Raw genomic sequence first — 13,572 nt, 5'->3', positions numbered from 1 at the left:
GGGTTCCGTTCGTGGGTCGAGGGGTGGCTCAGACGACGACGGTCATGCCGCCGTCGATGAAGACGACCTGCCCGTTGACGTAGTCCGAGCCGTCGGAGGCGAGCCAGACGGCGGGGCCGATCAGGTCCTCGACGCGGCCCCAGCGCGCGGCGGGCGTGCGCCCGAGGATCCAGCTGTTGAACTCCTCGTCGTCGACGAGGCCCTGCGTCATCTCGGTGTGGATGTACCCCGGAGCGATCGCATTGACCTGGATGCCGTGCTGCGCCCACTCCGCCGTCATCGCGCGGGTGAGGTTGCGGATCCCGCCCTTCGAGGCGGTGTAGGGCGCGATCGTCGGCCGCGCGAGATCGGCCTGCACCGAGGCGACGTTGACGATCTTCCCGGCGCCGCGCGGGATCATCCGCTTCGCCGCCGCCCGGCCGACCACGAAGGCGCTGGTGAGGTTCGTGCGCAGCACCCGCTCCCAGTCGGCGACCTCGAGCTCGAGCAGGGGCACGCGGTGCTGGACGCCGGCGTTGTTGACCAGGATGCGCAGCGGGCCCACCGCCTCCTCGATCCAGGCGACGCCCGCCTCGGCGGCCGCGTCGTCGGTGACGTCGAAGGCGCGGGCGTGGATCCGCGGGCGGTCGTCGGTGCCGGGGAACCGCTCCGCGAGCTCGGCGCGGGCGGCCTCGAGGTGCTCGGGGTCGAGGCCGTTCAGGACGACGGTGGCGCCCGCCTCGGCGAGGCCGGTGGCGACGGCGCGGCCGATGCCGCGGCTGGATCCGGTGACGAGCGCCACGCGGTCGGTCAGGTCGAAGAGCACGGTTCCTCCAGAGGGTCGGAGCGGGTGTCAGGGCTGCGGAGGCGCCGCGCGCGGAGGGCCCGCGACGGTGCGGCTCGCGAGCGCGCCGATCCCGTCGAGGGCGATCAGCACCTCCTGGCCGGGCCCGACCTCGACGGCCGTGCCGGGCGAGCCGGTGAGGACGACGTCTCCCGGGTGGAGCGTGAGGTGGGAGGTGAGGTGCACCAGGATCTCGGCGGCGCGCCAGCCGAGGCGGTCGGTCGAGGAGACGGCCCGCACCTCCCCGTCGACGCTCACCGTGATGCCGACCGCGTCGACGTCGACTCCGGTCTCGATCCACGGTCCGAGCGGCGTCCAGCCGTCGCCGTTCTTGCCCTGGAGGAAGAGGCCGTCGGCGGCGATCATCCCCGGAGCGGTGACGTCGTTCGCGACCGTCGCTCCGAGCACGTGCGCGAGCGCGTCCTCGGGCGTGAGGTGCCGCGCGGTGCGGCCGATGACCAGGGCGAGCTCGCCCTCGACGACCACCGGGCCGATGCCCTCGTCGAGGACGATCGGATCGCCGGGCCCGGCCAGCGTGTGCGCGGTCTTGTGGAAGGCCTGCGGGGGCAGCAGCCGGTCGGCCGCGGAGCCGTTGTGCGCCATGCCGAGGATGACGCGGGGCTCCACCGGTGCCAGCAGCTGCGCGCCCTCGACGGGCCAGCGGCGGCCCGTCTCGACCGGCTCCGCGGCGAAGGCGTCCTCGATCTCGCGCCACTCCCCCGCGACCTGGAGGACGACGGCCGGTCCGTCCTCGGCCCGGATCCGCGCGAGGCGCATCAGCGGACGCCCCTCGGCTCGACGCCGGTGCGGCTGCTCGTGCTGCTCGTTCTGCTGGTCGCCACGGTGCCTCGCTCACTCCGGCCCGCAGAGGCGGGATGGGCCGAGCGTAACAGCCCAGTGAACGGCATTCAACAGAATGGACGGCGAGGCGTCAGGCGGGCGCTCCGGCGACGAGGGGCGGGCGGCCGAGCGCCGCGGCTGCCTCGCGGAGGGCCGCGACGACCTCCTCCTGATCGTCGCCGACCGGCCGGACCAGCGAGACGCCGACCGCGACCGAGAGATCGGAGCGGGTGGCGGCCGGGACCGCGACGGCGACGCCCAGGACGCTGGGGTGCAGCTCGCCGTCGTCGATCGCGTAGCCGCGCACGCGCGCCGCGGCGACCTTGCGGAGCAGCTCGCGGGTCGAGGACGTGGACCGGTCGGTGAAGACGACGATGTCTCGGTCGTCGGCGAAGCGCTCGGCGATCTCGCTGTCGTCGAGCTCGGCCAGAAGCGCCGTTCCGACGGCCGTGGCGGAGGCGGGGTAACGGTCGCCGACGCTCGCGGACAGCGCGAACCGCTCCCGCCCCTCGTGCACCGCCAGGTAGAGGACCCGCGTGCCGTCGAGCAGCGCGATCTGCACCAGCTGACGCGAGAGCACCGGCGACTCCTCGCAGAGCCGGTAGAACTCGCGCACCGGGTCGAAGCCGGCGAGGTAGTGGCTGCCGAGCTCGACGGTGCGCCGACCGAGGAGGAAGCCGGAGCCGACGCGGCGGATGAGCCGGCCCTCCTCGAGTGCGGCGCAGAGGTTCGAGGTCGACGACTTGGCGATCCCGAGCTCGCGGGCGATGTCCGTCAGCGTGCGCGGGCCGCCCGCGTCGGCCAGGAGGTCGAGGATCCGCATGGCGCGCGACACGGCGGGGGCGCCCGAGCCCCTGTCGGAGTCGACCGTCGTCGGGGGCGCATCGGGGCGGGCCATGGCGTCCTCTTCCGGGGGCGGGATCAGTAGAACTCCACCGTATCGACTCGGTTGATCAGGGGCTCCCCGTCGAGGAAGCGGGTGGTGTTGCGCGCGAAGAGCTCGGCGATCAGGCGGTCCTCCGCGACGTTCAGCGCCGCGGTGTGGGGGCTGATCAGGACGCTCGGGTGGCTCCAGAGCGGGCTGCTCTGCTCGAGCGGCTCCTCCGCCACCACGTCGAGCGCGGCGAAGCCGACGCGGCCGTCGTCGAGGGCGGCGAGCAGCGCCTCCTCGTCGACGACCGTCCCGCGGCCGACGCTGACGAACGAGGCGCCGGGGCGCAGTGCGGCGAAGAACTCTGAGCCGACCAGCTTCTCGGTGGCGGCGGTGCCGGGGAGCGTGACGACGACCCCGTCGATCCGGCCCGCCACCTCCGCGATCGCGTCGGGGGCGACGATCTCGTCGACGTGCTCCACCTCGGTCTCGTGGCGGCTCGTGCCGATCACGCGGGCGCCGAGCTGCTGGAGCTTGCGGGCCGTCGCGCGCCCGATCGTGCCGAGCCCCACGATCAGGACCGTCTGCTCCGAGATCAGCCCCATCGTCCACCGGCCGCCCCAGACGCGCTCGCGCTGGAGGGACTGGAGGCGCGGGAGGGACTTGGCGCCGGCCAGGAGTCCGAAGACCCCGAACTCGGCGAGCGGCTCGGAGTGGACTCCCGCCGAGGTGGAGAACGCGATGCGCTCGAGCTGCGCGTCGTCGAGCCCCGCGGCCCGCACCTGCGCGCCTCCGCCCGCGGGCATCGTCTGCACCCAGCGGAGGCGCGGATTCGCGGCCGCCGTGCGCGCGAGGGCGGCGGGGGTCTCGTCCGGCACGCCGTAGAGCACGTCGGCGGAGTCGACGAGCTCGTCGAAGGCGCGCTGCTGCTCCGGGGTGCGCCGGAAGGAGGGGTCTCCGCCGTGGTCGCCGGGGTGGCGCATCGGAGGGAGGAGGCTCTGGTCGGCGACGACGTCGAGGCGCGGCTCGAGCTCGACGATGCGGGCGATCAGCTCGGGGCTGAGCGGCGAGGCGATGACGACGCGGAGGCGATCGGTCACGGGTGTCCCTTCGCGGGACGGTGCGGGAGGCTCTCCCCCGGATCGGCCCGCGCCCACCCTACTTCACTCCTGTGAACCGTGTTCGATATGCTGGGCGCATGCCGGACACCACGACCGCCGCCCTCCCGCCCGCGCGCACCGGCTTCGTCGGGCTCGGGAGCATGGGCGCCCCGATGGCCCGGCGCCTCGTCGCCGCCGGCGTCCCGCTCGGGATCACCGCGCGCCCCGGCTCCGCCGACCGCGCCCGCCGCGCCGTCCCCGAGGCGCAGTGGCACGACTCCGCCCGCTCGCTCGCCGCCGCCTCGGACGTGCTGATCGTGATGGTGCCGGACCTGCCGCAGCTCGAGGAGGTGCTCGAGGGAGAAGAGGGAGTGCTCGCCGCGGGGGCGGACCTCGTGCTCGTCGTCTGCTCCAGCGTGTCCGCCACCGGCCTGCGCGAGCTGGCGGGACGCCACCCGCGGCTCCGCCTCGTCGACGCCCCCGTCAGCGGCGGCACCGAGGGCGCCGAGGCGGGGACCCTCTCGATCATGGCCGGCGGAGCGGAGGAGGACGTCGCCCGCGTGCTGCCCGTGCTGTCCGCCTGCGGGACCGCCGTCCGCCTCGGGCCGCTCGGCGCCGGCGAGGTGGCGAAGGCCTGCAACCAGCTCGTCGTCGCCGCGACCATGACCGCGATCGCGGAGGCCGCCGTCATCGCCGAGCGCTCCGGCCTCGACCTCGACACGCTGCTCGCCCTGCTGCAGGGCGGCTACGCGGACAGCCGCGTGCTCGAGACCAAGCGCGCCGCCCTGGTCGCCCGCGACTACACGCCGACCGGCGTCGCCTCCTTCATGGACAAGGATCTGCGGGCCGCGGCCGACGAGGCGGAGGCGACGGGCACCTCCGCTCCGCTGCTCGGCACGCTCCGCACCGTGTTCCGCGACCTGGTCGACGCCGGCCTCGGCGACGAGGACCTCGCGGTGGTGCACCGCTTCGTCGCCGAGCGCTGAGGCGGGGAGCGTTCGCGAGGAGGCCGGGCGGAGACGTCCCGCTGCGCGCCGAGACGCCGGCGAGGGGCGGTGTCTCGGCGGAGAGGCGCCCGCGCGAGAGCAGCCTCCGCGCGTCGGCGCAAGGGCCCCCGCTCCGGGCGTCCCCGACCTAGCGTCGGAGGAACGGCATCATCGAGCGAAGGAGCACGACATGGCATCAGGAGTCGCAACGGTCTGGGTCCCCGTCACGGACATGGAGCGGGCGGTCGCGTTCTACCGCGACACGCTCGGCCTCGAGGTCAAGGACACCTCGGACGACTGGTCGGAGCTGGACGCCGGCGGGCTGATGATCGGCCTGAACGCCCGCGAGTCGGCCACGGTCGCGGAGCAGGGCGGGGCGGTCATCTCGTTCCAGCCCGAGGGCTCGATCGAGGACGAGCTGGAGCGCCTCACGGCGCGGGGCGCGTCGATCGAGGGCGAGATCAGCGACCACGAGTGGGGCCGCATCCTCCCCTTCAAGGACTCGGAGGGCAACGACCTCCAGTTCTACTCGCCGCCGCAGGGCTGAGCGGAGGACCGCCGTCGAGGCGGCCGCGACGAGCGGCGGGCGGGCCGGAGCCGGAGGGCTGCGGTCCACCCGCCGCTGTGCGTCGCGCGGCCCGTCGGTCCTCGCGCAGGCGCGTCGCCCGGCCGGTCCGATCCTCGGATCGTCTCTCCGCCGCACGTGAGGCCCTCCTCCCAGCCCGCCTCCGCACCTGAGGTCCTAGGATCAGCTGTCCGCCGTATCTGCGGACTTCAGATCCGGAGGTCCCCGTGTATCGTCGCCTGCTCTCCCTCGTCCCGGCCGCTGCCGCGCTCCTCCTGCTCGCGGGCTGCTCCGCTCCGTCGACCCCCGCCGGCGACGCGGCCACCGGCGACGCGGCCACCGGCGGCGCGACGTCCTCGTCCGGCGGCTCCCTCACGGTCTTCGCCGCCGCCTCGCTGAAGGGCGCGTTCACCGAGCTCGCCACGGGGTTCGAGGCCGCCGAGCCCGGCGCGCAGGTCGAGCTCTCCTTCGCCGGCTCCTCCGACCTCGCGACGCAGATCGTCAACGGCGCCCCGGCCGACGTCTTCGCCTCCGCCGATGAGCGCACCATGTCCACCGTCGCCGAGGCCGGGCTCGTCGACGGGAACCCGGTCGACATCGCCACGAACACGCTCGAGATCGCCGTGCCTCCCGGCAACCCGGCGCAGGTCGCCTCGCTCGCCGACCTCGCCCGGCCCGGGACCGCCACCGTCGTCTGCGCGCCGCAGGTGCCGTGCGGAGCAGCGGCCGTCGCGGTCGAGCAGGCCGCCGGGGTCGACATCTCCCCCGTGAGCGAGGAGTCGTCGGTCACCGACGTGCTCGGCAAGGTGTCCTCGGGCGAGGCGGACGCCGGGCTCGTCTACGCGACCGACGTCCGCGGGGCCGCGGGCTCGGTCACCGGCATCCCCTTCGCCGAGGCCTCGCAGGCGGTGAACACGTACCCGATCGCGGCGCTGACCGGAGCGGGCGACCCGGCCACGGCGGCGGCCTTCGTCGCGTACGTCGCCTCCGACGCCGGGCGCGCGGTGCTCGCGGCGGCCGGGTTCGGAGCACCGTGAGAGGCGTCGCGGCGTCGGAGGAGGCCTGCAGGGCGGTCGGCAGGTCGGTCATAGGAGGGTCGTAGGACGGTCATCGGAGGCGCAGAGCCCTGGCCGCCAGGGTTGCTCGCGACGGACACCACGATCGACGAGGAGCACGACCATGACCCGCATCCCGGAGCCCCGCAGCACGCCCGACGGACCAGCCTACGAGGGCCGCCGGCTCGACCGCCCCGAGGAGGAGGTGGTCGACCAGGGCCTCCCGTTCGACGTGGGGACCCTCTTCTCGCGGCGCGGCGTGCTGACTCTGGTCGGCGCGGGGGCGGCGACCCTCGGGCTCGCGGCGTGCGCCACCGGAGGATCGGGATCCGCCGCGACCGCCACCGCGACTCCCACCGCGACCGCCACGGCCGGGGCCGGCACCGCGGTCGCCGGCGAGATCCCCGACGAGACGGCCGGCCCCTACCCGGGCGACGGCTCGAACGGGGTCGACGTCCTCGAGCGCTCCGGGATCGTCCGCAGCGACCTGCGCACCAGCATCGGCGGCGGCGCGACGGCCGACGGGGTCCCCCTGGCGCTCACTCTGACGATCCTCGACGCGGCGAGCGGGGGCGTGCCGTTCGCCGGAGCCGCCGTGTACGTCTGGCACTGCGACGCGCACGGGGACTACTCGATGTACTCCAGCGGCGTCGAGGACGAGACGTACCTCCGCGGCGTGCAGGTCGCCGACGCGTCGGGCGTCGTCTCCTTCGCCTCGATCGTCCCGGCCTGCTACTCCGGCCGCTGGCCGCACATCCACTTCGAGGTGTACCCGGGAGTGGACTCGATCACCGACGCGTCGAACGCGATCGCGACCTCGCAGGTCGCCCTGCAGGAGGAGGCGTGCACCGCTGTCTACGCCCTCGACGCGTACGCGGGCTCGGCCGCGAACCTCGCCCGGGTCGGCCTGGACACCGACTCCGTCTTCGGCGACGACGGCGGAGCCCTGCAGCTCGCGACGATGTCCGGCAGCCCGGCGTCCGGCTACTCCGCGGCACTCACGGCGAGCGTCGACACCCGCACCGCGCCGACCGCGGGCGCCGCGCCCCGCAGCCGCTGACCCCCGTCCTCCTCCGCGCAACGCCGCTCCGGTCCGCGACACGCCGACGGAGGCGTACCGGAGCGGCCTCTCGCGAGAGGGGAACGGGCGTCAGCGCAGGAGGCGGCGGGCGACGGCCACGGCGCCGAGGGCGGCGAGGACCCAGGGGCCGCCGACGAGCAGCGGGTCGAGGATCTGGTGGCGCACGTCGGTCCGGCCGCGGCGAGAGGCGATCGGGTGCGCGTGCACCTCGGCGAGCACGCCGGTCTCGGTGATCGGATCGTCCGGCCGTGTCGTGAGCAGCGAGCGGAGGTGCGCCCCGGTCGACTCCACCCGGTCACCCAGCACGAGCAGCAGCCAGTGCGCGTGGCGCCCCTCGCTGAACCGGTCGTAGGCGTAGCGGCGGATCGCGCCCGAGATCCCGTGGAGGGGCTGCGCCGTGCCGAAGACGGCGGGCAGCTCGAGGTGCTCGATGCTCTTCTCGCGACGGCCGTGCGTCCGCATCCTCTCCGGGCGCTCCCAGTGCGCGCCCGACACGAGGTCGCTGCGCTCGCGGGGGAAGGCGGGCCGGTCGGCGGGATCGAGGTCGGCGCCCCAGCCCGGGATGCGGGCGCGCAGCTCCTCGGCGGTCGGCACGCGGACGGGGCGGTCGGCGGTGTACGGCACGGGATCCTCCTACGGGACGACGACGGTCTTGATGCAGCCGTCGAGCTTGGACGAGAACAGGTGGTACCCCTCGGCGATGTGCTCGAGCGGGATGCGGTGCGTGATCAGGTCGCTGGGCGTGATGTGCCCGGCCCGGATGTGCTCGAACAGGCGCGGCCACTGCCGGGTGACGGGGGCCTGGTTCATCCGCAGCGTGAGGCCCTTGTTGACGGCGTCGCCGAACTTGACGGCGCTCGCGAGCGGACCGTAGGCGCCCATCACCGAGACGGTGCCGCCCTTGCGGACGCCGTCGATCGCCCAGTTGAGCGCGATCGGCGAGCCGCCCTGCAGCTTGAGCTTGGCGCCGGTGACGTGCTGGAGGAGGTTGCCGTCGGCCTCCGCGCCGACCGCGTCGATCACGACGTCGGCGCCGAGCCCGCCGGTGGTCTTCTTGAGGGTGACGACGAGGTCGTCCTCCTCGGTGTAGTCGATGGTCTCGGCGAAGGCGAAGTCGCGGGCCTTGGCGAGGCGGTAGTCGATCTGGTCGACGACGATGACGCGGCCGGCGCCCATCAGCCAGGCGGACCGCGCGGCGGCCAGGCCGACCGGTCCGGCTCCGAGCACCACGACCGTGTCGCCCTCGACGATGTCGCCGAGCTGCGCGCCGAAGTAGCCGGTCGAGAAGGCGTCGGTGAGCATCAGGGCGTCCTCGTGCGGCAGCCACTCGGGGATCTTCGTCGGACCCACGTCGGCGAACGGGACGCGCACGTACTCCGCCTGCCCGCCGTCGTAGCCGCCCGCCGAGTGCGAGTAGCCGTAGATGCCGCCGATCGCGGTGGCGTTCGGATTCACGTTGTGGCAGTTGGAGTAGAGGCCGCGGGAGCAGAACCAGCAGGAGCCGCAGTAGATGGTGAAGGGGACCATCACCGTGTCGCCGACGCTGAGGTTCTCCACCGACGAGCCGACCTCGTCGACCACGCCGATGAACTCGTGGCCGAAGGTGTGGCCGATCCGGGTGTCCGGGAGCAGCCCGTGGTAGAGGTGCAGATCGGATCCGTAGATCGCCGCCATCGTCACCCGGACGATCGCGTCGTTCGGGCGCTCGATCCTCGGCCGGTCCTTCTCCTCCACGCGGACCTTGTAGGGGCCCCGGTAGACCATCGCGCGCATGCCGCATCCTGTGTCGTCGTCCCTTCAGCGTGCGTCGTGCTCCCGCCGGTCCTCCAGGGGGTTGCGCGCGCGGCCCGGGATCCCCAGCGTCCGTCCCTCCGCGTTCCGCTCCTCCCTCTCCGCGAGATGCCACCCGGATGCGCGGCACGCCGCAGGAAGCGCACCGGAGCGGTATCTCGTGGAGAGGAGACGGGCACGGCACAGGCTCAGCCGCGGACGTAGGATCGACTCCATGCCGCAGATACGGATCAGGGACGCCGCCGCCGCGCTCGGCGTGAGCGACGACACGCTGCGGCGCTGGATCGAGAACGGGACGCTCGAGAGCGCGAAGGACGCGTCCGGGAGACGCGTCGTCGACGGCCTCGAGGTCGCCCGGCTCGCCCGCGCGAACGCCGTGCTGCCGGAGGATCCGTCCCCGGTCGCGCGCTCGGCCCGCAACCGCTTCGTCGGGATCGTCACCGGCATCGTGATGGACACCGTGATGGCGCAGGTCGAGCTGCAGTGCGGTCCGCACCGCGTGGTCTCGCTGATGAGCAGCGAGGCGGTCCGCGAGCTCGGGCTCGAGCCCGGGTCTCCCGCGGTGGCGGTGGTCAAGGCGACCACGGTCATCGTCGAGACGCCGCTCGCCCGCGGCTGATGCGCACCGGGTCCGGCCTGCCGCGCTGGGTCGTGGCCGTCGCCGCGCTCGGCGCCCTGCTGGTGCTGCTCCCGCTCGCCGCGATCCTCGCCCGCGTCGACTGGCCGCAGTTCCTGCCGCTGATCACCTCCGACTCCTCCGTCGCCGCGCTCCTGCTGAGCCTGCGCACCTCCGCCGTCGCGACCCTGCTGTGCCTGCTGCTCGGCACCCCGATGGCCCTCGTGCTCGCCCGCACGGCCTTCCCCGGCCAGCGCCTGCTCCGCTCGCTGGTGCTGCTGCCGCTGGTGCTGCCGCCGGTGGTCGGCGGGCTGGCGCTGCTCTTCACCTTCGGGCGGATGGGCCTCCTCGGCGGCGCGCTGCAGGCCCTCGGCGTCCGCATCGCGTTCTCGACCACCGCCGTCGTGATCGCGCAGACCTTCGTGGCCCTGCCGTTCCTGGTGCTGACGCTCGAGGGCGCGCTGCGCAGCGCCGGCGCGCGGTACGAGTCGGTCGCCGCGACGCTCGGCGCGTCCCCCGGGACGGTGCTCCGGCGGATCACGCTGCCGCTGATCCTGCCGGGCCTCGCCTCGGGCGCGATCCTCTCGTTCGCGCGGGCGCTCGGCGAGTTCGGGGCGACGCTGACCTTCGCCGGCAGCCTCGAGGGCACGACGCGCACCCTCCCGCTCGAGATCTACCTGCAGCGGGAGAGCGATCCGGACGCGGCGGTCGCCCTCGCGCTGGTGCTCGTGGTGGTCGCGGTGCTCGTGATCGGTCTCGCGCACGGCCGCTCCGCCCGGGGGGTGCCGCGGTGAGCCTGCGGCTGGAGGCGCGGCTCGCGGCGCGCGGGATCGACGTGCGGATCGACGTGGCCGAGGGCGAGACGATCGCGCTGCTCGGGCCCAACGGCGCGGGCAAGTCGACCGTGCTCGAGCTGATCGCCGGCCTCGTCCGCGCCGACTCCGGGCGGGCGACCGCCGGCGGCGACCTGCTCTTCGACGACCGCCGGTGGACTCCTCCGCACCGCCGCCCCGTCGCCCTGCTGGCGCAGGACCCGCTGCTGTTCCCGCACCTCAGCGTGCGCGAGAACGCGGCGTTCGGTCCGCGCAGCGCCGGCACCGGACGGGCGCGGTCCCGCGAGCGGGCCGAGCGCGAGCTGGCCGCCGCGGGCGTGGCCGAACTGGCCGACCGGCGCCCGGGGAGCCTCTCCGGCGGACAGGCGCAGCGGGTCGCCCTCGCCCGGGCCCTCGCGACCGACCCGCGCCTCCTGCTGCTCGACGAGCCGCTGGCCGCGGTCGACGCCCGGACCGCCCCGGTCCTCCGCCGGATGCTCCGCGAGGTGCTCGCCGACCGCTCGGCGATCGTGGTCACCCACGACGTGCTCGACGCCTGGACCCTCGCCGACCGGGTTCTGGTGCTGCACGGCGGCCGGGTGGTCGAGGAGGGGCCGACCGCCCGGGTCCTCACGCGCCCGCGCACCGCGTTCACCGCCGAGCTCGCCGGGCTCGAGCTGCTCGAGGGCGTCCGCACCGCGACGGGTCTGCGCACCGCCGGCGGGCACGAGCTGTCCGGAGTCGCGGCCGAGCCGGTCGCGGTCGGCGCCGCGGTGCTCGCCGCGGTCCGCCCCTCCGCCGTCTCCGTCGGAGAGGGAGGCCTCCGCGCCGTGATCACCGATGTGGAGCAGCGGGGAGACGCGGTGCGGGTGCGCAGCGCGCTCCTGACCGCCGACGTCCCGGCGGCCGACGCGGCGCGCCTCGACCTCGCGCCCGGCCGCGAGGCAGGCTTCACCGTCGCTCCGGAGCACCTGCTGGTCTACCCGGCGTGAGGGGCGCGCACGAGGAGACGGCTCGCCATCCGGCGTGAATCCGTCCCTCGGACCGCCCTGTGCTCGACGCGAGGGACGGCGGGAGCGCCCGTCCCGTTACTCCGCCCCGCCGCCGTCCGCGTCGGACAGCGGGAGCCGCGCCCTCAGCCGCGCCCCCGCCAGCACGGGCGAGTCCGAGAGCTCCAACGAGCCCCCGTAGACCGCGAGCTGCCGCTCCAGCCGCGCCAGCCCCGAGCGCGTCGACCCCTCGACGAGTCCGCGGCCGTCGTCGTCGAGGGTGAGCACCACGACGCCCGCCTCCTCGTCGCCGCGCACCCGCAGCGAGGAGGCGCCGCCGTGCTTCAGCGCGTTGGTGACCGCCTCCTCCAGGAACCGGACCAGGAGCATCCGCTGGTCGAGCGGCGGCTCGGCACCCTCGGCGGCGAGCGCCGGGATGCGGCCGAGGTCGAGGTCGACGGCGATCTCGGGAGGGAGGCGCGCGACGAGGTCGCGGACGGCGGGGACCAGGCCGTGGTCGATCTCGACCGGGTAGAGGGCGTGGCCGACCGCGCGCACCTCGTTCTCGCGGAGCCGGTCGAGCCGGGCGGCGATGGCGAGCAGCCGCTCCGAGGCCGCCTCGTCGGATGCGCTCGCGACCGCGTGCAGCTCGGCGGTCAGCACCACGAGTCCGTTCTGGAGGCCGCCGTGCAGGCTCTGCGCGACGTCGCGCCGCACCCGCAGCTCCTCCCGCTGCAGGGCCTGCACCGCCTCGAGCGCCTGCACGGAAGCGCGGGCATGCTCCCGCTCCTTCTCGCGCACGCGCCGTGCCGCGCGCACGAGCAGGTAGCCGTAGGCGGTGATCAGCGCGATCACCGTGGCTCCGACGACCAGCTCGACCGCGAGAGCGGGGAGTGCCGAGAGCGGGTAGACGCCGGTCAGCACCTGGAGGCAGCAGCGGACCAGGCCCATCCCCATGGCGATGACCGCCGTTCGAGCCACGCGGGCGCCGCCGGTCGAGCGCTCGGGACGCAGCACCGCGACCAGGGCGATCGCGAGCCCGATCGTCGCCACGTTGACCAGGACGCGCGTCGTCACGTCGAGCAGCGGCCCCGGATCGACGCCCCGCAGCGTCCGCGACAGCATCCCGAGCGCGAAGACGGCCTGGAGCGCGGCCAGCAGCGAGAGCACGCCGCCCAGGAGGGCCATCGCTCCGAGGACGATGCGGTTGTCCTCGCGCGCGTCGCGCGGGCCGGCGCTCATCCGGTGTGCTCGAGGAAGAGGAGCGTCGCGTCGACCCTCGGGTTGCGCTCGCCGTCCGAGCGGACGCCGAGGGCCGCGTAGACGGCGTTGACGTGGTTGTCGACCGAGCGGACCGCGATGCCGAGGCGCTCGCCGATCGCGGCGTTGGTCAGCCCCGATGCGAGGCCGGAGAGCACCTCGTACTGGCGCGGGCTCAGTGCGGCGACCGGGGCGTCGCGGCGGGCCGCGCGGGCGGCGACCAGCGCCGGGTCGAGCACGGTGCGGCCGTCCGCCGTCGCGCGGACGGAGGCGAGCAGCGCGGGGGCGGAGAGAGAGGAGGTCTTCGAGAGGTAGCTCCAGCCGCGGGCCTCGGCGCGGTCGAGGCGGAGGAAGCGGTGCATCGCGTCGACGGCCGAGAGCAGGACGATGCCCAGCCCGGGCGCGGTGGACCGCAGCCGGCGCCCGAGCTCGATGCCGTCCCCGTCGCCGAGCTCGATGTCGAGGATCGCCACGTCGAGCTCCGCGGGCCGCAGCACCGACCGCGCCTCCGTGGCGGATCCGGCCTCCACGACGCTCCGCACGCCCGGCGCCGCGCGCAGCAGCGACGACAGCATGTGCCGGTAGAGGGGCTGGTCGTCGACGACGGCCAGCCTGAGCTCCGGAACGCCCCCCGCGGATGTCATCCGCCCATCTTCACCCATGCTCCGGAGGTCCAGGCGTCCCTCGACCGGGGGTCGTCGCGCGGAGATCCGCGTCAGCGCGGGGGCGGCGGCGTGACGCCCGGCCTGCTGCTCGCGGTCGCTCTCGCGGGCGGAGTCGGAG

Annotated in this window: 15 protein-coding genes; 7 read left to right on the top strand and 8 right to left on the bottom strand. The window is 74.8% G+C overall.

From position 1 onward, the window contains the following. Nucleotides 1-28: 28 nt before the first annotated feature. The 4 genes from C5D36_RS13050 to C5D36_RS13035 all read right to left on the bottom strand — a co-directional run bounded on the left by C5D36_RS13050 (nt 29) and on the right by C5D36_RS13035 (nt 3,634). Nucleotides 29-805: an SDR family oxidoreductase gene (locus C5D36_RS13050; protein ID WP_104296007.1), complete on the bottom strand. Its 777-nt coding sequence runs from the start codon at nt 803-805 to the stop codon at nt 29-31. Nucleotides 806-832: 27 nt separating this feature from the next. Then, nucleotides 833-1,600 carry a fumarylacetoacetate hydrolase family protein gene (locus C5D36_RS13045; RefSeq protein ID WP_104296006.1) on the bottom strand — a complete coding sequence of 256 codons (768 nt, stop codon included), beginning with the start codon at nt 1,598-1,600 and terminating at the stop codon, nt 833-835. 154 nt (nt 1,601-1,754) lie between these two features. Continuing rightward, the gene (locus tag C5D36_RS13040; protein WP_104233523.1) at nt 1,755-2,561 is read right to left on the bottom strand and encodes an IclR family transcriptional regulator; all 807 of its coding nucleotides are present in this window, start codon (nt 2,559-2,561) and stop codon (nt 1,755-1,757) included. A 23-nt stretch (nt 2,562-2,584) separates the two neighbouring features. Next, nucleotides 2,585-3,634 (bottom strand): D-2-hydroxyacid dehydrogenase, encoded by a 1,050-nt coding sequence (locus C5D36_RS13035; protein ID WP_258062944.1) that lies wholly within the window; start codon nt 3,632-3,634, stop codon nt 2,585-2,587. A 98-nt stretch (nt 3,635-3,732) separates the two neighbouring features. On the opposite strand from C5D36_RS13035, the gene C5D36_RS13030 reads away from it, so the two are divergent. The 4 genes from C5D36_RS13030 (at nt 3,733) to C5D36_RS13015 (ending at nt 7,300) form a co-directional block, all read left to right on the top strand. Continuing rightward, nucleotides 3,733-4,620, top strand: a complete 888-nt coding sequence (locus C5D36_RS13030) for an NAD(P)-dependent oxidoreductase (protein ID WP_104296004.1) — start codon at nt 3,733-3,735, stop codon at nt 4,618-4,620. A 190-nt stretch (nt 4,621-4,810) separates the two neighbouring features. Beyond that, nucleotides 4,811-5,167 carry a VOC family protein gene (locus C5D36_RS13025; protein ID WP_104233520.1) on the top strand — a complete coding sequence of 119 codons (357 nt, stop codon included), beginning with the start codon at nt 4,811-4,813 and terminating at the stop codon, nt 5,165-5,167. 245 nt (nt 5,168-5,412) lie between these two features. Continuing rightward, the gene (modA, locus tag C5D36_RS13020) at nt 5,413-6,222 is read left to right on the top strand and encodes a molybdate ABC transporter substrate-binding protein (RefSeq protein WP_258062943.1); all 810 of its coding nucleotides are present in this window, start codon (nt 5,413-5,415) and stop codon (nt 6,220-6,222) included. A gap of 142 nt (nt 6,223-6,364) precedes the next feature. Further along, complete coding sequence (locus tag C5D36_RS13015) at nt 6,365-7,300, top strand: intradiol ring-cleavage dioxygenase (protein ID WP_104296003.1); 936 nt, start codon at nt 6,365-6,367, stop codon at nt 7,298-7,300. Nucleotides 7,301-7,390: 90 nt separating this feature from the next. On the opposite strand, the gene C5D36_RS13010 is transcribed toward C5D36_RS13015, so the two are convergent. After that, nucleotides 7,391-7,945, bottom strand: a complete 555-nt coding sequence (locus tag C5D36_RS13010; protein WP_104226589.1) for a hypothetical protein — start codon at nt 7,943-7,945, stop codon at nt 7,391-7,393. 9 nt (nt 7,946-7,954) lie between these two features. Next, a complete protein-coding gene (locus tag C5D36_RS13005) occupies nt 7,955-9,094 on the bottom strand; it encodes a zinc-dependent alcohol dehydrogenase (protein WP_104257867.1) in 1,140 nt (379 codons plus the stop codon). Between the two features lie 232 nt (nt 9,095-9,326). Here C5D36_RS13005 and C5D36_RS13000 point away from each other — a divergent pair, with 232 nt between their 5' ends. From C5D36_RS13000 to C5D36_RS12990, 3 genes are read left to right on the top strand one after another with little or no spacing between them, the layout of a single operon-like run. Then, nucleotides 9,327-9,731 (top strand): molybdopterin-binding protein, encoded by a 405-nt coding sequence (locus C5D36_RS13000; RefSeq protein ID WP_104222447.1) that lies wholly within the window; start codon nt 9,327-9,329, stop codon nt 9,729-9,731. Further along, nucleotides 9,731-10,522: an ABC transporter permease gene (locus C5D36_RS12995; protein ID WP_104257868.1), complete on the top strand. Its 792-nt coding sequence runs from the start codon at nt 9,731-9,733 to the stop codon at nt 10,520-10,522. The genes C5D36_RS13000 and C5D36_RS12995 overlap by 1 nt, the downstream gene beginning before the upstream one ends. After that, nucleotides 10,519-11,532, top strand: a complete 1,014-nt coding sequence (locus C5D36_RS12990) for a sulfate/molybdate ABC transporter ATP-binding protein (RefSeq protein ID WP_104257869.1) — start codon at nt 10,519-10,521, stop codon at nt 11,530-11,532. The genes C5D36_RS12995 and C5D36_RS12990 overlap by 4 nt, the downstream gene beginning before the upstream one ends. Before the next feature lie 96 nt (nt 11,533-11,628). On the opposite strand, the gene C5D36_RS12985 is transcribed toward C5D36_RS12990, so the two are convergent. After that, nucleotides 11,629-12,771 carry a sensor histidine kinase gene (locus tag C5D36_RS12985; RefSeq protein WP_104296002.1) on the bottom strand — a complete coding sequence of 381 codons (1,143 nt, stop codon included), beginning with the start codon at nt 12,769-12,771 and terminating at the stop codon, nt 11,629-11,631. After that, on the bottom strand, nt 12,768-13,572 hold an 805-nt coding region (locus C5D36_RS12980; RefSeq protein WP_258062942.1), incomplete at its 5' end, for a response regulator transcription factor. The genes C5D36_RS12980 and C5D36_RS12985, both read right to left, overlap by 4 nt.

The organism is Rathayibacter sp. AY1C6 (assembly GCF_002931535.1).
GTDB lineage: Bacteria > Actinomycetota > Actinomycetes > Actinomycetales > Microbacteriaceae > Rathayibacter.
This window is presented reverse-complemented; position numbering and strand designations above follow the sequence as displayed.